The sequence below is a fragment of the Variovorax sp. AC194 genome (assembly GCF_979257995.1).
The window spans coordinates 6282264-6303577 of the sequence record NZ_OZ409823.1 but is presented as its reverse complement, the minus strand read 5'-3'; the positions used below and the strand labels follow the sequence as shown (position 1 = coordinate 6303577).

23 protein-coding genes are annotated in these 21314 nt (G+C 67.6%); 13 read left to right on the top strand and 10 right to left on the bottom strand.

The genetic code is table 11. The features are described 5' to 3' along the window. The first annotated feature begins 11 nt into the window (after positions 1-11). Genes ACZYRS_RS29820 through ACZYRS_RS29785 form a run of 8 tightly spaced genes read left to right on the top strand, consistent with a single transcriptional unit; the run spans position 12 to position 7546 of the window. The gene (locus ACZYRS_RS29820) at positions 12-1073 is read left to right on the top strand and encodes a ThuA domain-containing protein (RefSeq protein WP_463422102.1); all 1062 of its coding nucleotides are present in this window, start codon (positions 12-14) and stop codon (positions 1071-1073) included. Between the two features lie 55 nt (positions 1074-1128). After that, a complete protein-coding gene (locus ACZYRS_RS29815; RefSeq protein ID WP_463422101.1) occupies positions 1129-3351 on the top strand; it encodes an outer membrane protein assembly factor BamB family protein in 2223 nt (740 codons plus the stop codon). Positions 3352-3391: 40 nt separating this feature from the next. Continuing rightward, positions 3392-3466, top strand: coding sequence for a pyrroloquinoline quinone precursor peptide PqqA (gene pqqA, locus ACZYRS_RS29810; protein WP_080898329.1), 75 nt, complete (start codon positions 3392-3394; stop codon positions 3464-3466). Positions 3467-3519: 53 nt separating this feature from the next. Continuing rightward, positions 3520-4440, top strand: a complete 921-nt coding sequence (pqqB, locus tag ACZYRS_RS29805) for a pyrroloquinoline quinone biosynthesis protein PqqB (protein WP_463422100.1) — start codon at positions 3520-3522, stop codon at positions 4438-4440. Between the two features lie 4 nt (positions 4441-4444). Then, complete coding sequence (pqqC, locus tag ACZYRS_RS29800) at positions 4445-5185, top strand: pyrroloquinoline-quinone synthase PqqC (RefSeq protein ID WP_463422099.1); 741 nt, start codon at positions 4445-4447, stop codon at positions 5183-5185. Next, a complete protein-coding gene (pqqD, locus tag ACZYRS_RS29795; protein WP_463422098.1) occupies positions 5182-5451 on the top strand; it encodes a pyrroloquinoline quinone biosynthesis peptide chaperone PqqD in 270 nt (89 codons plus the stop codon). The genes pqqC and pqqD overlap by 4 nt, the downstream gene beginning before the upstream one ends. After that, positions 5429-6601 carry a pyrroloquinoline quinone biosynthesis protein PqqE gene (gene pqqE, locus ACZYRS_RS29790; protein ID WP_463422097.1) on the top strand — a complete coding sequence of 391 codons (1173 nt, stop codon included), beginning with the start codon at positions 5429-5431 and terminating at the stop codon, positions 6599-6601. The genes pqqD and pqqE overlap by 23 nt, the downstream gene beginning before the upstream one ends. A 12-nt stretch (positions 6602-6613) precedes the next feature. Then, positions 6614-7546 carry an alpha/beta fold hydrolase gene (locus ACZYRS_RS29785; protein ID WP_463422096.1) on the top strand — a complete coding sequence of 311 codons (933 nt, stop codon included), beginning with the start codon at positions 6614-6616 and terminating at the stop codon, positions 7544-7546. On the opposite strand, the gene ACZYRS_RS29780 is transcribed toward ACZYRS_RS29785, so the two are convergent. Genes ACZYRS_RS29780 through ACZYRS_RS29760 form a run of 5 tightly spaced genes read right to left on the bottom strand, consistent with a single transcriptional unit; the run spans position 7527 to position 12284 of the window. Then, entirely contained in the window at positions 7527-8960 is a 1434-nt protein-coding gene (locus ACZYRS_RS29780; protein WP_463422095.1) for an ELWxxDGT repeat protein, read from the bottom strand. The genes ACZYRS_RS29785 and ACZYRS_RS29780 overlap by 20 nt on opposite strands. A 1-nt stretch (position 8961) precedes the next feature. After that, a complete protein-coding gene (locus ACZYRS_RS29775; protein WP_198789777.1) occupies positions 8962-10242 on the bottom strand; it encodes a TRAP transporter large permease in 1281 nt (426 codons plus the stop codon). After that, complete coding sequence (locus ACZYRS_RS29770) at positions 10239-10805, bottom strand: TRAP transporter small permease (protein ID WP_463422094.1); 567 nt, start codon at positions 10803-10805, stop codon at positions 10239-10241. Before ACZYRS_RS29770 ends, ACZYRS_RS29775 begins: the two co-directional genes overlap by 4 nt. Then, on the bottom strand, positions 10802-11257 hold the full coding sequence (locus tag ACZYRS_RS29765) for a type II 3-dehydroquinate dehydratase (RefSeq protein WP_307602025.1): 456 nt from the start codon (positions 11255-11257) through the stop codon (positions 10802-10804). The genes ACZYRS_RS29770 and ACZYRS_RS29765 overlap by 4 nt, the downstream gene beginning before the upstream one ends. 28 nt (positions 11258-11285) lie before the next feature. Then, positions 11286-12284, bottom strand: a complete 999-nt coding sequence (locus ACZYRS_RS29760; protein ID WP_463422093.1) for a TRAP transporter substrate-binding protein — start codon at positions 12282-12284, stop codon at positions 11286-11288. 155 nt (positions 12285-12439) lie between these two features. On the opposite strand from ACZYRS_RS29760, the gene ACZYRS_RS29755 reads away from it, so the two are divergent. Both ACZYRS_RS29755 and ACZYRS_RS29750 read left to right on the top strand, forming a co-directional pair. Further along, positions 12440-13222: an IclR family transcriptional regulator gene (locus tag ACZYRS_RS29755; RefSeq protein WP_198786426.1), complete on the top strand. Its 783-nt coding sequence runs from the start codon at positions 12440-12442 to the stop codon at positions 13220-13222. A 29-nt stretch (positions 13223-13251) separates the two neighbouring features. Next, on the top strand, positions 13252-14268 hold the full coding sequence (locus tag ACZYRS_RS29750; RefSeq protein WP_463422092.1) for a TRAP transporter substrate-binding protein: 1017 nt from the start codon (positions 13252-13254) through the stop codon (positions 14266-14268). 12 nt (positions 14269-14280) lie between these two features. Here ACZYRS_RS29750 and ACZYRS_RS29745 read toward each other — a convergent pair whose 3' ends face one another. Then, positions 14281-15078 (bottom strand): fumarylacetoacetate hydrolase family protein, encoded by a 798-nt coding sequence (locus tag ACZYRS_RS29745; RefSeq protein WP_463422091.1) that lies wholly within the window; start codon positions 15076-15078, stop codon positions 14281-14283. A gap of 152 nt (positions 15079-15230) precedes the next feature. Between ACZYRS_RS29745 and ACZYRS_RS29740 the strand changes: the two genes are divergently transcribed. After that, a complete protein-coding gene (locus tag ACZYRS_RS29740; RefSeq protein ID WP_463422090.1) occupies positions 15231-16160 on the top strand; it encodes a helix-turn-helix transcriptional regulator in 930 nt (309 codons plus the stop codon). On the opposite strand, the gene ACZYRS_RS29735 is transcribed toward ACZYRS_RS29740, so the two are convergent. Then, positions 16141-16572 carry a hypothetical protein gene (locus ACZYRS_RS29735; protein WP_463422089.1) on the bottom strand — a complete coding sequence of 144 codons (432 nt, stop codon included), beginning with the start codon at positions 16570-16572 and terminating at the stop codon, positions 16141-16143. The genes ACZYRS_RS29740 and ACZYRS_RS29735 overlap by 20 nt on opposite strands. 199 nt (positions 16573-16771) lie before the next feature. Next, positions 16772-16975, bottom strand: coding sequence for a hypothetical protein (locus tag ACZYRS_RS29730; protein WP_198786422.1), 204 nt, complete (start codon positions 16973-16975; stop codon positions 16772-16774). Positions 16976-17196: 221 nt separating this feature from the next. Here ACZYRS_RS29730 and ACZYRS_RS29725 point away from each other — a divergent pair, with 221 nt between their 5' ends. Together ACZYRS_RS29725 and ACZYRS_RS29720 are read left to right on the top strand one after the other, a co-directional pair. Next, positions 17197-17781, top strand: a complete 585-nt coding sequence (locus tag ACZYRS_RS29725) for a thioredoxin family protein (protein WP_463422088.1) — start codon at positions 17197-17199, stop codon at positions 17779-17781. Positions 17782-17931: 150 nt separating this feature from the next. Continuing rightward, positions 17932-18951 (top strand): alpha/beta fold hydrolase, encoded by a 1020-nt coding sequence (locus ACZYRS_RS29720; RefSeq protein ID WP_463422087.1) that lies wholly within the window; start codon positions 17932-17934, stop codon positions 18949-18951. Between the two features lie 19 nt (positions 18952-18970). On the opposite strand, the gene ACZYRS_RS29715 is transcribed toward ACZYRS_RS29720, so the two are convergent. Continuing rightward, entirely contained in the window at positions 18971-19714 is a 744-nt protein-coding gene (locus tag ACZYRS_RS29715; RefSeq protein ID WP_013539189.1) for a response regulator, read from the bottom strand. Between the two features lie 139 nt (positions 19715-19853). Then, positions 19854-21185, bottom strand: a complete 1332-nt coding sequence (locus ACZYRS_RS29710; RefSeq protein WP_463422086.1) for an epoxide hydrolase family protein — start codon at positions 21183-21185, stop codon at positions 19854-19856. Positions 21186-21314: the final 129 nt, after the last annotated feature.

The window sequence follows — 21314 nt, the reverse complement described above, 5'->3', positions numbered from 1 at the left end:
AGGAGACACCCTTGAAATCTTCCAGATCATTTCTCTTCGGACTTGCATCGACCGCGGCGCTCGCGCTGGCGGTGACCGCGTGCGGCGGTGGCAGCGGCGGCGGCTCGTCGTTCGCGGGCTTTCCGATCCAGCCCGTCGCGCCGGCCGCGCCCACCTCGCCCACCGCGCCGACCGACGAAGTGCCGGCGCAGCCCACCGACCCCGTGGCCGAGGCGGACGACAGCTTCGACACCTACTACAACGTGTGCCGCGGCACCAACCCCAAGTGCTACAACAACTGGGGCGCGTTCGACACCACACCCGATCGCGTGCTGGTCTACTCGCGCACCGCGGGCCCGCGTCACGCCGTGCTCGGCACGCCGATGGGCGCCGGCCTCAACCCGGTGATGAACCCCGACAACATCATGCAGGCCGGCCTCGTGCGCATGCTCACGGCCGAAGGCATCACGGTCGACTGGACCGAAGACGTCGCGGTGCTCGGCAGCCGCATCAACAACTACAAGGCCGTCATCTTCGCGAGCTCGAACCGCGACACCTTGTGGAACGGCGCGGTCACCACGAGCCAGGACGCCGCGCGCACCGCGCTTCGCAACTACATGCGCCGCGGCGGCGGTTTCGTCGGCCTGCACAACGCGTTCGGCGCCGAGTACAACTGGCCCTACTACGAAGGCCTCCTGGGCAACGCGAACTTCTACAACCACGGGCCGAACCGCGCGGGCGATGTCGAGATCGTCTCGGACGACCCCTCCACGAAGGACGTGCCCAAGCGCTTCTCCTTCCAGGACGAGTGGTACAACCTCACGCCCTTCCCCACGAAGGTGAAGTTCCTCGCCAAGGTCGACACGTCCACGCTGAAGCCCTTGACCTCCGCGCCGCACCCCGGCCACGCGGACTTCCATCCGGTCGCCTGGTGCCAGTACTACGACGGCGGCCGCGCCTGGCTCACGACCCTCGGCCACAACGCGCACTCGTTCACCGCGGACCTCTCGGGCGTCGGCGCCATCGAGTTCCAGAAGCTGGTCGTGCAGGGCGTGAAGTCCGCGATGGGCCTCACGCCCTTCTGCACCGAGTGACGGCGACCGCCACGCTCGAACCCATCCGTTCCACCTTCAACGAGTAGAGACATCCATGAAGAAAAAATCATTGGTCACGCTGCTTATTTCCTGCGGCGTGCTCGCATCGCCGTTGCTGATCACCGCGTGCGGCGGATCGTCGGGCGGCGGCACGCCCGCGTTCCCCGTGGTGCCAGCGCCGCCGCCACCACCATCCGGTGGCGGCACGCCGCCACCCCCGCCGCCCGCACCCGCCACGCCCTCGGCCAACCTGTCGGACTGCTGCACGGCAGGCGACAAGGACTTCCCGAAAGTCGGCGGCAACCTGGGCAACCAGAACTACTCCAGCCTCGCGAAGATCGACAAGGCCCAGGTCGCCAGGCTCGGCGGCGCCTGGGTCAACCAGATCGAAGGCGGCATGGCCACCGGCAACAACCAGAGCACGACGGTGGTGGTCGACGGCACGATCTACATCGAGTCCGCGGTGGGCAACGTGATCGCGGTCGATGGCAAGACCGGCCTCACGAAGTGGAAGTGGACCACGCCCTACGGCGCGATCACGCGCCGCGGCGTGGCGGTCGCGAAAGACCTGGGCCTGGTCTTCACCGTCGCCACCGGCAACCGCTTGGTGGCGCTGCGCACCGACACCGGCGCCATCGCGTGGATCAAGCAGTACCCCAGCAGCGCCACCGACCCCGACTACCAGGGCGCGCTGCAGAAGGTGGCGCTGGTCTATCACGACAAGCGCCTCTTCCTCGGCACCAACGACGGCAACCGCGGCGCCGCGTTCTCGGCCGATGCGCTCACGGGCAAGGTGCTCACGTCGTTCTGGGGCGTGCCGCGCGCCGGCGAGATCGGCTACGACACTTGGGGCGGCGCGGCCGAGTCGGACCGCGCGGGCGCTACGCCGTGGATCCACCCCGCGGTGGACCCGGAGCTGGGCCTCATCTACTGGACCTTCGGCAACGTGCGCGGCGGCTCGTCGCAGAACGGCTCCACGCGGCCGGGCCTGAACCTGTTCGCCAACTCGCTCGTCGCGCTCGACCTGAAGACCGGCGAATACAAGTGGCACTTCCAGTCGGTGCACCACGACATCTGGGACATGGACAACGTGATGTCGCCCGTGCTCGCCGACGTGAAGATCGACGGCAAGGACCGCAAGGTCGTCATCTACGGCAGCAAGACGGGCATGTACTACATCCTCGACCGCAAGGACGGCAGCGCGCCGTTGGGCATCGACGAGGTGCCCGTGAAGCAGGACGCCCGCCAGGCCAGCTGGCCCACGCAGCCGCTGCCGCGCCAGGGCGCATGGACCGAGACCTGCATCGTCGACCAGCCGCTGGGCACCGCCATTCCGGGCGACCCGAACCGCGCCGTGCCCAACTACGTGAAGGGGTGCCTGTACGACGCGCACTGGGACGTGCCGATCCTCTCGATCCCCGGACACGGCGGTGGCGCGAACTGGAACCACCAGGCGTTCAGCCAGCACACGGGCCTCGTGTACACCGGCATGGGCTACGTGTCGGCCGCGCACTCGCTCACCGAGTCGAGCAACGGCCTGCGCCCGCCGGGCACCTACATGACGGGCGCGGTGGTGGCGGTCGATCCGAGCACCAACCTCGTGAAGTGGAAGAAGCAGATGCCGTACTCGCTCGCGCACGGCAACGGCATCCTCACCACTGCATCGGACCTGCTCTTCATCGGCCAGCCCGACGGCAACCTGCTCGCGATGGATGCCAACGACGGCAGCGAACTATGGCGCTTCCAGACCGGCGCTGCGATCAGCGCGAGCCCGATCACCTACGAGATCGACGGCGAGCAGTACGTGGCCGTGTTCGCAGGCGGCACGAGCATTCCGTACGGCGATTCGGCACCGCGCGGCGACCGGTTGTGGGCCTTCAAGGTCGGCGGCACGGTGATGCCGCCCGCAACGCCGACGCCGCCCGTCGTGCGACGGCCGGTGTCCGGCTCGGCGGTGGAGGGTGCGGCGCTGCCGACACTCAACACCGTGTTCCTCGCGCGCGTGCAGACGCCGGCGAACGCGCCCGGCACGGCCGAGTCGACGGCGGTGAACGCGATGACGCCGACCTTCATGCGCGTGCCGGCGAACACCACGGTGACCTTCACCAATCCGGCCGCCAACGCCAACACGCACTGCGCGACGCAGTTCTTCGAGGGCAGGTTCGATTTCAGGTTGGCCCCGGGCCAATCGGCGACCCACACCTTCGACACACCCGGCGAGTACTTCTACAACGACTGTCATAGCCCGCGTCCTACGGGCAAGATCGTCGTATATTGATACCGTCCCTCTGTCCCCCAACCACTGAAGGAGCAATGCGATGAAATGGTGCAAGCCTGAGTTCGAAGAGCTGCGTTTCGGCTTCGAGATCACGATGTACATCTCCGCTCGCTGAGAGCGGACCACAACGGCACCGGCCTCCACCGGTGCCGTTTTTCTTTGGGTCGTATGAAGCTATTGGTTCTAGGTTCGGGGGCGGGCGGCGGCTTCCCGCAATGGAATTGCAACTGCCGCCTGTGCGCGGGCCAGCGAACCGGCCAGGTGCGGGCGAGCCCTCGCACCCAAAGCTCCATCGCGGTGTCCGCCAACGGCGACGACTGGGTGCTCCTCAATGCATCGCCCGACATCGGCGCGCAGTTGCGCGCATCGAAGGCACTGCAGCCGCGTCACGGCGTGCGCCATTCGCCGATCCAGGCGGTGGTGCTGATGGACTCGCAGATCGATCATGTCGCAGGCCTTCTGAGCCTGCGCGAAGGACCTCGGCTGCAGCTCTACTGCACGCCGCAGGCTTACGAAGACCTCACCGGCAGCCTGCCCCTGCTGAACGCGCTCGACAAATATTGCGGCGTGACCTGGCATCCGATGCCGCTCGAGGCCGGTGGCGGCGCATGGCACGAAATCGCCGGCCTGCGACTGCAGGCGGTGCCGGTCCCCGGCAAGGCGCCGCCGTATTCACCACGCCGCCAGACCGAGGCACGCAGCGACAACGCCGCCGTGCTCATCGAAGACCCGTCCACCGGCAAGCGCGTGCTCTACGCGCCGGGCCTTGCGCAGGTCGGCGATGCCGAGCGAAAGAGCCTCGATGCCTGCGACTGCGTGCTGGTCGACGGCACCTTCTGGACCGAAGACGAAATGCTCATCGCGGGCCTCGGGACCAAGCGCGCGGCCGACATGGGCCACCTGCCGCAATGCGACGGGCCGCACGGCCCCGGCATGCTGAAAGCGCTCGACGCCTGCGCCGCAAAACGCAAGGTGCTCATCCACATCAACAACAGCAATCCCATCCTCGACGAAGACGGCGCGGAGCGCGCGGAGCTCACGCGCCGCGGCATCGAGGTCGCCTTCGACGGCATGGAACTGGAGATCTGAACACGTGACGCAGCTACAGCACCAGGACGCGTGGTCTCCGCAGGTCTTCGAAGCGAACCTGCGCGCGATGGAGTCGCGCTACCACAGCCATCACCCGTTCAATCGCCGCCTCAACGCGGGCGAACTGCAACCGTTCCAGGTGCGCGGCTGGGTGGCCAACCGCTTCTATTACCAATGCCGCATTCCGGTGAAGGACGCGGCCGTCCTCTCCAACTGCGACGATCGCGCGACGCGCCGGCGCTGGGTCGTGCGCATGCTCGACCACGACGGGCATGACGGCCATGAAGGCGCCAACGCGGGCGGCATCGAGATCTGGACGCGCCTGGGCATCGCCACCGGCCTCGCGCGCGAGACGCTCGAATCGCATGCGTTGGTGCTGCCCGGCGTGCGCTTCGCAGTCGATGCGTATGTCAACTTCGCGCGCACCGCGCCGTGGCAAGAGGCGGTGATCTCCTCGCTCACCGAGATGTTCGCGCCGCGCATCCACAAGGACCGGCTCGCGGGCTGGCCCACGCACTATCCGTGGATCGACACCTCGGGCCTGGACTACTTCCGCAGCCGCATTCCGCTGGCCGACCGCGACGTGGAGCACGGCCTGGAGGTCGCGATGCAGTGGTGCACCACGCGCGAGCGGCAAGAGCGCGCGCTGCAGATCCTGGGCTTCAAGCTGGACATCCTCTGGGCCATGCTCGATGCCATCGAGCGCGCCTATCCCGACGATCTTGCGAAAGAGCAGCAGCCATGACGCAATGGACCGACAGCGCGCAACCGTCGCTCGCCACGATGTATCGGCTGCAATGGGAGGACGCGCAGCAATGCCATGTGCTGCTGTTTCCCGAAGGCATGATCAAGCTGAACGGACCGGCCGCGGAGATCCTGAAGCGCTGCGACGGCAAGACCTCCGTGGCCGCGCTCGTCACCGACCTGGAGACCACCTTCGGCGAAGCCGGCCTGCGCGCCGACGTGATCGAGTTCCTGGAGCAGGCCCATGGACGCCACTGGGTCCGGTGACCTCCAGCAGCGCGCGGTGGCCGCGAAGCCGCCGCTGTGGCTGCTCGCGGAGCTGACCTACCGCTGTCCGCTGCATTGCGCGTTCTGCTCCAACCCCGTCGACTACACGCAGTACGGCAACGAGCTCGGCACGGACGAATGGATTCGCGTGTTCCGCGAAGCACGCGCGATGGGCGCGGTGCAACTGGGCTTCTCGGGCGGCGAGCCGCTGGTGCGCGACGACCTCACGGAGCTCGTCGCGGCGGCGCACGACCTGGGCTTCTACACCAACCTCATCACCTCGGGCGTGGGCCTCACGCCGCAGCGCGCCGAGGCGCTCAAGAAGGCGGGGCTCGACCACATCCAGCTCTCGTTCCAGGATTCGAGCCGCGAACTCAACGACTTCCTCAGCTCGACCAGGACCTTCGACCTCAAGCAGCGCGTGGCCCGCACGATCAAGGACCTGGGCTACCCCATGGTGCTGAACTGCGTGATGCACCGCTACAACCTGCCGCACGTGGGCCGCATCATCGAGATGGCCGAGTCGATGGAGGCCGATTTCCTCGAACTGGCCAACGTGCAGTACTACGGCTGGGCCTGGCGCAACCGCGAGATGCTGATGCCCACGCGCGCGGCGCTGGCCACCGCCGAAGCCGTGGTCGACGAACACCGGCCGCGGCTGGACGGCCGCATGAAGATCCTCTGGGTCGTGCCCGACTACGCCGAGGGCAAGCCCAAGCCCTGCATGGCCGGCTGGGCCAGCGTGTTCCTCGTGGTCGCGCCCGATGGCGTGGCCCTGCCGTGCCACAGCGCGCGCATGCTGCCGGGGCTCGACTTTCCGAGCGTGCGCGATCACTCCATCCGCGAGATCTGGCAGGAGAGCCCCGCGTTCGGCGCCTACCGCGGCACCGGCTGGATGAGCAGCACCTGCCAGAGCTGCGAAGACAAGGAGAAGGACCACGGCGGCTGCCGCTGCCAGGCGTTCCTGCTCACTGGCGATGCGGCCGCCACGGACCCGGTGTGCCCGAAAAGCCCGCGGCATGCAGAGGTCGAGGCGATGGTCGCCGCGGCGGCCGACCCGCGCGATGCCGGCACGCCGATCCGCTTCGTGCCGGGCGCGCGGCGTGCGGGCGAACTCGTCTTTCGCACCGATGCCAATGCGCGCGGCTGAGCCGGCCCGCACATGACGATCGTCCATCGGTTGCCGTTGAGCGGTGGCCATGTCATGCACGTCGAGGAGCACGGCAATCCGCGCGGGCTGCCCGCGCTGGTGCTGCACGGCGGGCCCGGCTCGGGGAGCTCGCCGCTGTTGCGCAGTCACTTCGATCCCACGCGCTACCGCATCATCTGTCCCGACCAGCGCGGCGCGGGCCGCAGCACACCCGCGGGATCGATCGCACACAACACGCTCGCCGACCTGCTCGATGACTTGCGGCGCATTCGCGATCATCTGCAGGTCGATCGGTGGCTGGTGGTCGGCGGATCGTGGGGCGCCACGCTGGCGCTGCTGCATGCGCTGGACCAACCATTCGCCGTTGCGGGGCTCTTGCTGCGCAACGTGTTCCTCGCACGCGGTTCGGACATCCACGATTTCTTCGCAGAGACCGCGCGGCATGGCGGCGGCGAATGGCAAGCGCTGTGGAACGAAGCAGAACGCCGGCAATGCCCGATCACGACGGTGCTCGCGGACATCTTCGCGCACGGAACGTGGGAGCGGCAGCGGGATGTCGCGCGCTGCTGGTTCGACTGGGAGCAGCGCATGTCAGGCGGGAGTGCCGCACCGCCGGGCGATGACGCTGCGTTGCAACGGCTCGTGTCGCGCTACCGTGTGCAGAGTCACTACCTGAGCCACGGATGCTGGCTCGACGCGCCCACGCTGCTCGAGCGATGCGCCGCGCTGCCTGCCGTCCCCACGCTCATCGTGCACGGGACGCGCGACGCCCTGTGTCCACCGCAAGGCGCGCAGGCGCTCGCGGACATCCTGCACGGCCGGGCCACCCTGCAATGGGCACAGGGCGCGGGGCACGACCCCACGCATCCCGCGCTCGCCGCCGCGATGCAGCAGGCGTTACGCGACTACGCGAACACGCAGGCCTTCAGCGCAAGCGCTCCTTGAGCGGATCGCCGATCAGCGCCACGCGGCCGTCCTTGCGGCGCGTCCACAGCCGCTCGTTGCCGTGGCCGTCGTCGGCGGCGAAGAGCACCGCATCGCCGAGCGCGCGAAAGCCCAGCGGCAGCGCGTTGCGCGCACCGGCCGCCACGTCGGCGACCGCGCGCGTGCCGGCCGTGGTGCCGTCGCTGGTCCACGGCTCGACGCCCGTCGCGCCGCCGCCGCTCGCGGAGAACCACAGTGCCGAGCCGATCGCCGCGAAGCGCGCGGGCGATCCGCTCTCTGGCCCCGGTGCGATGTCTTTCACCCGCACGGTGCCCTTGGCGGTGCCGTCGCTGCGCCACAGTTCCGCGCCGGACGCACCATCGGTCGCAGCGAAGTAGACGCGGCCGCCCATCGTTGCGAACGGGCTCGAGATGGAACCGCCCGAGCCCGCGCGGATGTCCTTCACCAGCGTCGTGCCGCCTTCGGTGCCGTCGCTCTTCCAGAGCTCGGTGCCATGCACGCCGTCGTCCGCCGCGAAGTACAGGGTGCGGCCGACCGCGACCAGGTGCGAAGGGCGCGAAGGGGATGCGCCTTGCCGGATGTCCTTCACCATGCGCGTGCCGCGTTCGGTGCCGTCGCTCTTCCACAGCTCGATGCCGTGCTCGCCATCGTGCGCGGTGAAGTAGAGGTCGTCGCCCACTGCGGTCAGCGACTGGATGCCCGCGTCCTCGGGGCCCGCACGAACGTCCTTCACCACACGCGTGGTCTCCGGCGTTCCTTCGGTGACCCAAAGCTCGTGGCCGTGCTCGCGTGTGGTCGCGGTGAAGAAGAGGCGCTTGCCCGCAACCGTGAGCTGCCGCGCCACCGCGCGCGGCCCCGCGTCGATCGACGAAACGCGCGTGGTCGTTTCCGCCGTGCCCGAGGTCTTCCACAACTGGAACCCGGTCTTGCCGTCGTCCGCGACGAAGTACAGCGCGTCGCGGAACACCGTGAGTTCGCTCGGCATCGCGCCTTCCTCGCCGGGCCGCAGGTCGATCACCCGCGTGGTGCCCGCGGCCGTGCCGTCGGTGCGCCAGAGTTCGAGGCCGCTCGCGCCGTCGGTGGCCGTCGTGTAGACGTGGCCCTTGAACAGCGTCTGCCCTGCAGGGAAAGAACCGCGGAAGCCGGGGCGGATGTCCTTCAGCATGCGCGTGCCGGCGCTGCTGCCATCCGTGATCCACAGCTCCTGGCCCGAGGCGATGTGGAAGGCGCTGAAGAGCATCTTCCCGTTGAGCGGCACGAGGCCGGTGGGCGAGACGAAGGCCAGCGCCTGGCGCTGCTCGGGCAGCACTTCGCGCTCTGGGTCTTGCGCGACGGCGGGCAACTGCACCCCCACCAGCAGCGCGAGGGCGGCCAGCCACGCGGGCCGCATGGCGCACAGAGGGACGCGCCGCATCTCAGCCTCCGAACCACCGCGCCGGCGCGATCACCAGCTGCGGAAACGCCACCATCACGAACAGGATCGCGAACTCCGCGATCATGAACGGCACCACGCCGCGCGTGACGTCGTCCATCGATATCTTCCCGACGCCGGCCACCACGTTGAGCACCGTGCCCACCGGCGGCGTCACCAGCCCGATCGAGTTGTTGATGATGAACAGCACGCCGAAATACACCGGATCGATCCCCGCGGCCTTCACCACCGGCATCAGCACCGGCGTGAGGATCAGGATGGTGGGCGTCATGTCCATCGCGGTGCCCACGACCATCACGATCACCATGATCGCCACCATCAGCAGGATCTGGTTGCCCATGAAGGGCTCCAGCAGGCCCACGATCTTGGAGGGCAGGTCGGCCACCGTGATGAGCCAGGCGCTCACCATCGCCGCGGCGATCAGGAACATCACGATCGCGCTGGTCTTGGCCGCGCTCACGAAGATGCCGTAGAGATCGCGCCAGGTGATCTCGCGGTAGATCACCGTCGAGACGAAGAGCGCATACACCGCGGCCACCACCGCGGCCTCGGTCGGCGTGAAGACGCCCATGCGCAGGCCCACGAGGATGATCACCGGCAGCATCAGCGCCCAGGTCGCCTTGCGGAACGTGGCGAAGATCTCGGCCGACGATTTGCGCGGCGGCGGCACGATCTTCTCGCGCCGCACGAGCCACGCCCAGGTGAACCACAGCGCCGCGCCGATCAAGAGGCCCGGCACGATGGCCGCGAGGAACAGCTTGGAGATCGACACGTTGGCCGCCACCCCGAAGATCACGAGGCCGATGCTCGGCGGAATCACCGGCCCGATCACGCCCGTGGCCGCGATGAGGCCCGCCGCGCGCGGCTTGTCGTGGCCGGCCTTCACCATCATCGGCAGCAGCAGCGCGGTGAGCGCCGCGGCGTCGGCCACGGCCGAACCCGAGAGCGCCGAGAGCAGGCAGCCGGCCATGATGGTCACGTAGCCCAGGCCGCCCTTCACATGGCCGACCACCGCGAGCGCGAAGTCGACGATGCGTTTCGAAAGGCCGCCCACGTTCATGATCTCGCCGGCCAGCATGAAGAAGGGCACCGCCAGCAGCGGAAAACTGTCGGCCCCGCCGATCACGTTCTGCGCGAGGATCTGCGCGTCGAAGAGGTCCAGGTGCCACATGAGCGCCACGCCGCTTGCGAGCAGCGCGAACGCGATGGGGATGCCCATCGCCATGGCAAGAAGGAGGGAGCCGACAAAGACGAGGATGGTCATTTGCGCGCTCCCGGGGTCCCGTCCTGCTGCGAACCCAGGATCTGCTGCAGCTGCACCGCTTCCTCGGACTCCTGCACCATCACGAGATCGCTCTCGGCGATGCGCCCCATGAGCAGGCGCAAGAGGTCCAGCGCGAGGATGAAGCCGGCCAGCACCGAGAACACCACGCCCGAGGCGTACACGATGGCCATCGACGCGCCGGTGACCGGTGCCGTCACGTCCCAGTTGATGCGCGCCTGCGCGACGCTGCCCTGGAACAGCAGCCACACGATGTAGAGCATCACCACGTGGCCCACGGCCAGGCAGATCTTCTTGCCGATGGGCGGCAGCTTCTGCACCACCATGTCCACGCCCAGGTGGCCGTGCTCCTTGAGCGCGACCACTGCGCCCAGGAAGGTCATCCAGATGAAGAGCCAGCGCGAGACTTCTTCGGACATCGTGATGCCCGAGTTGAAGCCGTAGCGCAGCACCACGTTGCCGAACACGAGCACCACCATGACCGCGAGCGCGGCCGCGATCAGCGCCTCGATGCCGGTGCAGCAGCGATCGATCCAGCGGTTCATGGCGCGGCCGCGGCCAAGGCTGTTCTTTGCATCTCCACCAGCGCGCGCAGCGCGGCCAGGTACGACAGCGGGCCGAGCCCCTGCACCGTGCCCTTGACCGCCGGCGAGATGATCGAGTGCGCGCGCCACGCCTCGCGCGCGGCGATGTTGGACATGTGCACCTCGATGGTGGGGAAGGGCATCGCCTTGATCGCGTCGTGCAGCGGCACGCCGTGCTGCGTGAGGCCCGCCGGGTTGACCAGCGCGCCCTGCGCATCGTCGATGTGCGTGTGCAGGAAGTCGATCAGGTCGCCTTCGTGGTTCGACTGGATCGTCTCCAGCGTCACGCCGAGTTCGCCCGCGAGCGCCTGCAGCTGCGCGTTGATTTCGGCGAGCGTGGTCTTGCCGTAGATGTGGGGTTCGCGGCGGCCGAACAGGTTGAGGTTGGGGCCGTGGAGGACGAGGATCTTCATGGGGAGCTTCGGTGAGGGGCTGGCTTGTTTACTTGCGGATGCGTGCGAGTTCGGCGTTGTAGAGCTTGACGGTGGCGGGGTCGTACTGCGCGGCGAACTTGTCGATGACGGGCTGGGCGATGGTGCGCATGCGGGCCTGCTCGGCGGGACTGAGCTCGTTGAACTGCGCGCCCTTGGCCTGCAGGTCGCCGACGGCCTTCTGCGCTGCTGCGCGGCTGACCTGGCGTTGATAACCGCGCGCCTCATTGGCCGCGTCGTTCATCATCTTCTGCTCGGCGGGCGTGAGCGAGTCCCAGAACTTCTTGCTCACCAGCACGATGTTGGCCGCGTAGACGTGGTTCGTGGCGCTCACGAACTTCTGCACTTCGTAGAACTTGTTCGAGAGGATCACGGCGTACGGGTTTTCTTGGCCATCGACCGCCTTCGATTCGAGCGCGCCATAGAGCTCCGCAAAAGGCATCGGCACCGGGTTGGCCTTGAAGGCCTTGAAGGTCTCCAGAAACACCGGGTTCGGAATCACGCGGATCTTCAAGCCTTCGAGGTCTTCGGGCTTGGTGATCGGGCGCTTGCTGTTCGTGACGTTGCGAAAGCCCAGGTCCCAGTAACCGAGAGCGACGAGGCCCTTCTCGGGGAGCTTGGCGATCAGCGCTTGCCCGAGCGGCCCGTCGAGCAACGCATCAGCCTGCGCGAACGAATTCACCGAGAACGGAAAGTCAACAAGACCAAACTCCTTGACGATGCCCGCGAGCGATGTCGTGGCCGGCGCCGACATCTGCTGCACGCCGCCCTGCAGGGCCGACTGCTGCTGCATCTCGTTGCCCAGTTGGGAGGCGGGGAACTCCTGGACCTTCATCTTGCCGCCGCTCTTGGCCGCGAGCAGTTCTGCGAATCGCTTGACGCCGAAGCTCACGGGATGGTCGGCGTTATTGAGGTGGCCGAAGCGGATCACGCGATCCTGCTGCGCCCACGACGGGGCGGCGAGGCCGACGCAGAAGCTGGCGATGGCAAGCGTACGAAGAAGTTTCACGAGGGGGTCCTCAGCAAAGATGGAAAAACCGGACTGGGCGCGATCATAGATTTGCTTGGAAAGCGTTTCCACTATGGAAATCCCTTCCTTCCATCTGTTAGGCTTGCGCCGGGCAAGATCGCCGGTGTCTGTGAAACGAATTCGGAGAGAGCGATATGAGCGGGATACTGGAGCGCAGCTTCAAGGTGCTGGAACACCTGGCCGAACATCCGGAGGGCTGTGCGCTCTCCACATTGGCAAGCGAATTGGAGATTCCGCTGAGCGCGTCGCACCGCCTGCTCACGGAACTCATCCGCTGCGGCTACGTGCGGCAGGACCCGCGCGATGGGCACTATGTGCTGACCATCAAGCTCGTCTCGATCAGCCTCGCGTTCCTCAGCCGCTCGGGCATCGTCGACATCGCGCAGCCCCTGCTCGACGAGCTCGCCTCGGCCGCGGGCGAGCTGGTGCGGCTGGGCGTGGTCGATGGCGACGACCTGACCTTCGTGGCCAAGGCGCAGGGCGCCACGCGGGGCCTGCGCTACGACCCGGACATGGGCCTGTCGGTCAATCTCTCGTGCAGCGCGGCCGGCCACGCATGGCTCTCGACGATGAGCGAGGACGCCGCCACCGTGCTCGTCGCGAAAAAAGGACTGGGCACGCCGCAGGACTACGGCCCCAAGGCGCCCACATCCCTGAAGGCCGTGATGGCCTACGTGAAGGCCGCGCGCGAGCGCGGCTTCAGCATGATCAACGAAGTGTTCGCGCCGGGCATGACGGCCATGGCCGCGCCGGTGCTCGGCGCCGACGGCACGGCCATCGGCGTCGTCACCATCGCGGGGCCGCTCAGCCGCCTGACGCCGCAACGGATGGAGGCGCTCGGACCGGCGCTTCTTCAGACCGCCGAAGACGTCGCGCGTGCCAGCGGCGCATCGGCGCTATTCAAGAAAAGAGCCTAGGTCGGCTCACATAAAAGGAGACACAAGCCATGAAGAGACGTTCGATGCGGAAACTGCTGTTGGCCACCGTTGCGGCCGCGGCCCTGTTCGCCACCGGCGGCGCGTTCGCGCAGGTCAAGGAGCGCACGCTCAAGTTCGCGTTCCAGAACCAGACCGGCCATCCGCAGGCGCAGGGCGCGCAGAAATTCGCGGACATCGTCGCCGCGAAATCCGGCGGCAAGATCACGGTGAAGCTGTTCGCGGGCGGCTCGCTCGGCGGCGATCTGCAGACCGTGTCCGCGCTGCAGGGCGGCACGGTCGAGATCACCGTGCTCAACGCCGGCATCCTCTCCGCGCAGGTCAAGGAGTTCGCGGCCTACGACTTTCCGTTTCTCTTCAACAGCGGCAAGGAAGCCGATGCCGTCACCGACGGCCCCTTCGGCCAGAAGCTGATGGCCAAGCTCGAGGACAGGGGCCTGCACGGCCTGGGCTACTGGGACCTGGGCTTTCGCAACCTCACCAACAGCAAGCGGCCGATCGTGAAGGCCGACGACATCGCGGGGCTGAAGATCCGCGTCATCCAGTCGCCGATCTACATCGATCTCTTCAGCGCGCTGGGCGCCAACGCCACGCCGCTGCCGTTCCCCGAGCTCTATCCGGCCCTGGACCAGAAGGCGGTCGACGGGCAGGAGAACCCGAACACCACGATCCTCTCGTCCAAGTTCGCCGAGGTGCAGAAGTACATCACCCAGACGCGCCACATCTACAACCCGCAGGCACTTCTCATCAGCAGGAAGACGTGGGACGGCATGAGCGCAGAAGAGAAGAAGATCATCACCGACGCCGCCGCCGAGTCGACCGCGTTCCAGCGCCAGGCTTCGCGCGGCGCGGCCGACAGCGCGCTCGATGCGCTCAAAAAAGCGGGCATGACCGTCTCCGAACTGCCGCCCGAAGAAATGGCCAAGCTCCGCGCGAAGGTCAAGCCCGTCATCGACAAGTACTCGGCCTCGGTGGGCGAAGCCACCGTCAAGGAACTGATGGCCGAGATCGAGAAGGCGCGCAAGTAGGCGCGTTCGGGCTCAGACGATCCGCACCGACAGGTTCGGCAGCCCGTCGATGTGGATCTCGATCAGGTCGCCGCGCACCACCGGCCCCACGTTCTCGGGTGTGCCCGAATAGATGATGTCACCGGGCATCAGTTCGAAGGCCTGCGACAGGCGGCTGATCTGCTCGGCGACCGACCAGATCATGTACTTGAGCGTGGCGTTCTGCTTGGTTTCGCCGTTCACCTTGAGCCAGATCGCGCCGTCCGCGAAATGGCCGACCTTCGCCACCGGATGGATCGGCCCGATGGGCGCCGAGTGGTCGAAGCTCTTGCCGATTTCCCACGGCTTCTTCTGGTCGCCCATCTCGCGCTGCAGGTCGCGGCGCGTCATGTCCAGGCCGAGCGAATAGCCGTACACATGGTCGAGCGCGCTCGCCGCCGGAATGTTCCGGCCGCCCTTGGCGAGAGCGACGACCAGCTCCACCTCGTAGTGGTAGTTCTTGGTGAGCGTGGGGTAGGGGTGGTCGGCCACCTTGCCGGGCGTCACGACCTGGATCGCGTCGGCCGGTTTCTGGAAGAAGAAGGGCGGTTCCCGCGTCGGGTCCGAGCCCATCTCGCGCGCATGCGCGGCGTAGTTGCGGCCGATGCAATAGATGCGGCGCACCGGAAAGACCTGTTCGCTGCCGACGATGGGCACCGTCGATGCGGACACGTCGAACGGCGTGGGCGCCGTGCGCGCGGCGCCCGCGGGCAGCGCGCAGCCGGCGAGGGCGCCGGTGGCCATGGCGGCCGAACCGGCCAGGAGGCCGCGGCGCGAGGATGGGCTGGACATGGGTCTGTCTCCTTCTGGTTGAGTCTGAAAGCGATCGATCGATCCTGGAAGATTCTGGTGTGGCACACGGCCGCCGCGCCGCACGCATCTACGCAAAAACAGGACACAGGCAACATGTTCGAGGCCACCGCCGCGCTCGGTACCATCGCGCCATGACGGCGCCCCCTTCCAGCTCCCGCCTCTACGGCATGCAGGAGCGTGCGAACCATCTGGACTTCGACATCCGCTTCGAAGGCGCGCGCGATGTGCTCGCGCGCCCGCACCGGCACGAGTACTTCCAGATCCAGGTGAGCATCGAGGGCGGCGGGCAGCAGCTCGTCGGCGGCGCGGTGCGCACGTTCCGCGCGGGGCACCTGAGCTTCGTGCTGCCGTACCGCGTGCATGTGGTGCCGCATCCCGTGGGTGCGCGCTATGCCATCGTGAATTTCGACCAAGGTTTTCTCTGGCCCGAACTGGCCGTCGAGCCGCTGGACCTCGAGGAGGTGCCTGTCGCACGGCATCCCGAACTCGCGCCGTTCCTGTTCCAGGAGTACGTCGACTTTGCATTCGACGAGGCGGATTTCGCACGCATCCTGCGCTGGCTCGACGAACTCTCGGCGCTCAATCGCGAGCGCGGTTTCGCAGCGGTCGGCGCGATCCGCGGCATCCTGCTGCAGCTCATCTCGCTGGCCTGCCAGCGGCACGAAGCACCGTTGCGCGAACAGGCCGCGCGTCACAGCGGACGCAGCTCACGGCGCGACGCGCTGCAGCGCGTGATGCGCTACGTGCGCGAGCACCTCGGCGAAGAGATCTCGCTCAACGACGCGGCGGCTGCGGCGATGCTCTCGCCTAACTACCTCGCGCACCTGCTCAAGAAGCAGACCGACCGCACTTTCACCGAACTGGTCACCGAGCGGCGGCTGGAGCGCGCGAAGGAACTGCTGCTGACCTCGAGCCTTCGCATCGGCGACATCGCGCTGCAATGCGGCTTCAGCGATGCCGACTATTTCAGCCGGCGCTTCCGTCAGCAGATCGGCGTCACGCCCCGGCAATTCCGCCATGGCGCGAGCGCTGCCGCAACGCTTACTTCTTCATCGCCTTGATGTCGGCCTTGCCCTTGCTCTCTTCGGCCTTGGCCTGCTTCACGCAAGCGGACTTGGCGTCGCCCTTCTGGTCGTCGCACTTTTCCTTGGCGATGTCGTAGGCCGCTTCGACCTTGGCCTCGGCCGCCTTGCGCGCGTTGCTGTCGCTCGGGCGCACCTTCTGGTCGAGCTCGGCCTTGGCGATCTTTTCCTTGCCCTTGGCTTCCTCGTTGCAGACATCCTTGGCGTTGTCCTTCATCGCATCGCAGGCGGCCTTGTCGGCCTTGTAGTCGGCGGCGATCTTGTCGCGGCCGGCCTTGAGTTCCGCCACGGCGGGGTCCATCGTCGCCGCGGGCGGCGGGGTCGTTTGCGCATGCGCCGGAAGCGCCATGAGACACGAGGCGGTCGCGCAGATCCACAGGAACTTTTGCATGGTCATCTCCTTGACGCCGGTGTTGGTTGTGACATCGGGTCCGGCGCCTGGAAAACATCCTAGGAAACGGCGATGCGCGGGCGGTAGGACGCCTCGGGAACCATCCGTAAGCACATGCTGACGCGCTCTTGCCGAGCGCATGCGCATGTGTGCGCCGCCCCGGCAGAAGGGACAGCGGAGCTGGCGAAGCCGCCGCGCTTCAGTGCGCGCCGGCGGCAATGTTGCGTATTTCGCTGTGCAGGGCGCGTTGCCCCGAAGCCAGTGCGGCCTCGTAGCTGTCGGCGGGGTCGAAAGCGCTGCGAAGCACGGTCGGGTTCGCGCCGTTCGCATCGGTCTCAAGCAGCCGCCAGACAAACGAACCGGGCACCGGCTCATCGATGATGAGTTCGATCGGATGTGTCATGGCCCGACCTTCCGCGCTCGCCCGGCGGGTGTCTGTAGGCCAAGTTCGAGAGTTCCGGTCCCACCCGAAAGAGGCAGGGCGCCGTCCCGCTGTGAAACGTAGTGTGTTCGGCCGGCCCCGCATACACACAGGCATACGCGATGCGGGCCCGAAGGGGCGTGCGCGCCGAACAATCCGCTCGTTCTTTTCGCACCCGACTCTTCTCCTTCAAGGAAATCGCCATGAGCATCCGATCCAATGCAGTTCTCGCCGTTGCGGCGATCGCGGCCTCCGTGGCCGTTCTCACATTCGCCGCGCCGCCGCCCGGCGGCGACGTGCCCGCGAGCGCCGCGCAGCAGGCGCCCGAATTCCAGAACATCGACAAGTGGCTCAACTCCGAGCCGCTGAAGCTGCAGGACCTGCGCGGCAAGGTCGTGCTCGTGGACTTCTGGACCTACACCTGCATCAACTGCCTGAACCACCTGCCCTACGTCAAGGACTGGAACGCGAAGTACAAGGACAAGGGCCTGGTCGTCGTGGGCGTGCACACGCCGGAGTTCGCCTACGAGAAGTCCACCAAGAACGTGCAGGACGCGATCAAGCGCCTGCAGATCCAGCACGCCGTGGCGCAGGACAACAGCTACGGCACCTGGAAGGCCTTCAACAACCAGTACTGGCCCGCGATCTACCTGATCGACAAGCAGGGAAAGATCGTCTATTCGCACTTCGGCGAAGGCAGCTACGGCACGACCGAGAAAAAGATCCAGGCGCTGCTGGCCGAGCCGTCGCCATCTCCGGTCACTTCGGCTGCTGCCGCCGGAGAGTGATGTGAAGAAGCTCTGGTTCGCGCTCCTGTTCTTCGCCGGTGGCTTCGCGCACGAAGTCCGCAACCCGGTGAGCTGCCAATGCATCACGGCCCGCGAGTTCGCGGGTCCCCGAAAACGCGCCCGCGCATGACGCGGGAAGAAAGCACCTCCATGTTCAAAGAGATCCAGAATAACCGCCGCGGCTTCCTGGCCACGGCCGCCGCGGGCGTCGTCGCCGCGCAGTTCGCGTCGATGCGCACGGCCCACGCGGGCGCGGCCTTCCAGCTCGGGCCGGTGCGCCAGATCAAGGCCGGCGTGCTCGATGTCGGCTACTTCGAAGCCGGGCCCACCGACGGGCCGCCGGTGCTGCTGCTGCACGGCTTTCCCTACTCGGTCGACAGCTTCGTGGAGGTCGCGCCGATGCTCGCCGCACGCGGCGCGCGCGTGATCGTTCCATACCTGCGCGGCCATGGGCCCACGCGCTTCATCGACAGCGCGACGCCGCGCTCCGGGCAGCAGGCGGCCATCGGGGTCGATGTCGTCGCGCTGATGGATGCGCTCAAGCTCGACCGCGCGGTGCTCGCCGGCTACGACTGGGGCGGCCGCGCGGCCTGCGTCGCGGCGGCGCTGTGGCCCGAGCGCGTGGCAGGCCTCGTGTCGGTCAACAGCTACCTGGTCCAGGACATCGCGAAGGCGAGCCTGCCGGTCGCGCCGTCGGTCGAATCGGGCATCTGGTACCAGCACTACTTCCTGAGCGGGCGCGGCCGCGCCGGGCTCGTGGCCAACCGCCGCGAGATCGCGCGGACCATCTGGCTGCGCAACTCGCCGAACTGGCATTTCGACGACGCCACGCTCGCCCGGCACGCCGCCGCGTTCGACAACCCGGACTACGTCGACGTGGTGATCCATTCGTACCGCCACCGTCTTGGCGCGGCGGACGGCCATGCGGTGTATGCGGAGGTCGAGCGCCGGCTCGCGGCGCTGCCCGCCATCTCGGTGCCCACCATCACGCTCGACGGCAAGGCCGATGGCGTGGTGCCGGCCACCGATGGCACATCGACCGCGGCGAAGTTCACCGGCCCGCGCTCGCACCGCGTGGTCGAGAACGCCGGGCACAACCTGCCCGAAGAAGCACCGAAGGAATTCGCCGAAGCAACGTGGGAACTGCTCTCGGCGCGGCGCGCCGGATGAAGCGGCAGCGGGGCGGCGCTCAGTCGTCCCGCGCTTCGACGGCCGAGGCGAAGACATAGCCTTCGCTGCGCACCGTCTTGATGTAGCGCGGCTCGCGCGCATCGTCGCGCAACCGCTGGCGCAGGCGGCTCACCAGGAGGTCGATCGAGCGCTCGAAGAGTTCGGCCTCGCGGCCCTGCGTGAGGCTGAGCAGCTGGTCGCGGCTGAGCACCTTCTGCGGATGGTCCAGGAACACGCGCAGCAGGCGGTACTCGGCACCGCTGAGCGCGACCATCGTGCCGCTGTCGTCCAGCAGGTGACGCGCCACCGTGTCCACGTGCCAGTCGCCGAACGCGAGCTTCTGCGAGGGCTCGACCGCACCCATGTTCGGCGGCAGCATGCGCGTGCGCCGCATCACCGAGCGGATGCGCGCGAGCAGTTCGCGCGCCGAGAAAGGCTTGGCCAGGTAGTCGTCGGCGCCCATCTCCAGGCCCAGGATGCGGTCGGCCTCCTCGCTGCGCGCGGTGAGCATCAGGATCGGCGTGGCCTTGTACTTGCCGGTGCGAAGGTCCCGGCACAGCGTGAGCCCGTCTTCGCCCGGCAGCATGAGGTCCAGGATGATCAGGTCGAACGGCCCCGACTCCTCCAGTGCCGCGCGCATGTGCCGCCCGGTGGGCACCGCCACCACGCGCAGGCCGTTCTTGACCAGGTAGGTCGTGAGCAGTTCGCGGATCTCACGGTCGTCGTCGACGATGAGGATGTGGTCGGAGGTCTTTGGGGTCATGGCAGTGGGTGAGGTGTGAAGTGCGCCGCAGCCGCAATGTATCCCGCCTGCCGCGAACGGGCCGGGGGTTTGTATGCGCAAGTATCCGCAGGCGGAGGGCGCGACACTATGTTTCGCGCGCCCCCGCCCCGTCATGCCGCTAGCGCAGCGACCGGAACGCGGCCCGGATCTCCACCGCGAACAGCTCCGGCTGCTCCCACGCCGCGAAGTGCCCGCCCTTGTCCACCTCGTTGAAATAGATCAGGTTGCGGTACGCCCGCTCGGTCCAGCTCTTGGGTGCGCGGTAGATCTCGCCGGGGAACACCGTCACCGCCGCGGGGATCGAGATATCGACCGCGTTGAAGTTGTTGGCGTTGTTCTCCCAGTAGAGCTGCGCGCCCGAGGTGGCGGTCTTCGTCACCCAGTAGAGCGTGATGTCGTCCAGCATCTCGTCGCGGGTGAAGGCCTTGTCGGCATCGCCGCCGCTGTAGGTCCACTCGTTGAACTTGTCGTAGAAGAAGGCGGCCAGCCCGGCGGGCGAATCTTCCAGCGCATAGCCCAGGGTCTGCGGGCGCGTCACCATCATGGCCGCGTAGCCGCCGCCCTTGGTGTAGAGGTACTTGAGCGATGCGAACGCGGCCTTCTCCTTCTCCGAGAGGCCGACCGGCGCGGGCTCGCCGTTGTTGAGCGCCTTGGCCACGTCCGGCGGCACGGTCGCGGGCATGTTCACGTGGATGCCCAGGAGCCCCTGCGGCGCCTGGCGCGCCATCTTGTCGGCCACCACCGAACCCCAGTCGCCGCCCTGCGACACGTAGCGCGTGTAGCCCAGGCGCTTCATCAGCAGGTCCCAGGCGGTCGCGATGCGGTCCGCGCCCCAGCCCGTGCTTTGCGGCTTGCCCGAGAAGCCGTAGCCGGGCATCGAGGGCAGCACGAGGTGGAACGCGTCTTCCGCGCGGCCGCCGTGCGCCGTCGGATCGGTGAGCGGTCCGATGACCTTCAGGAGCTCCATCACCGAGCCCGGCCAGCCGTGCGTGATGACCAGCGGCATCGCGTTCGCATGGCGCGAGCGCACGTGCACGAACTGGATGTCGAGGCCGTCGATCTCGGTGATGAACTGGGGCAGGGCATTGAGGCGCTTCTCCACCTTGCGCCAGTCGTAGCCCGTGCCCCAGTAGCGCACCAGCGGCTGCAGCTTCTCCAGCCGCACGCCCTGCGTCTGGTCATTGACCGTCTCGCGGTCGGGCCAGCGCGTGGCCTGGATGCGGCGGCGCAGGTCGACGAGCACGGCCTCGGGCACGTGGATGCGGAAGGGGCGGATCGACGTGTCGCCGGTCGGCGCGCGGGGCTTCGTCGTGGCGGGAACGCCGGTGGCCGCGGCGCCCGAGCCCTGCGCGAACGCCGGCGTGGAAAGCAGGCCGAAACCGGCGGCACCCGCCACGGCGGTGGTGGCGAAGAAGTGGCGCCGCGTGGGCGCTGGAGACACAGAAGACATGGTGATCTTTCGTCGAGTGAGGATGAAGCGAAGAGGCCTTGCGGGCCGCCCGAATGAACGGACGGGCGCATCTTTGGCCGCGCTTCCCCTCGGCGATCCGAAGGCTGTATGCCTGTGTATCGACGCGAG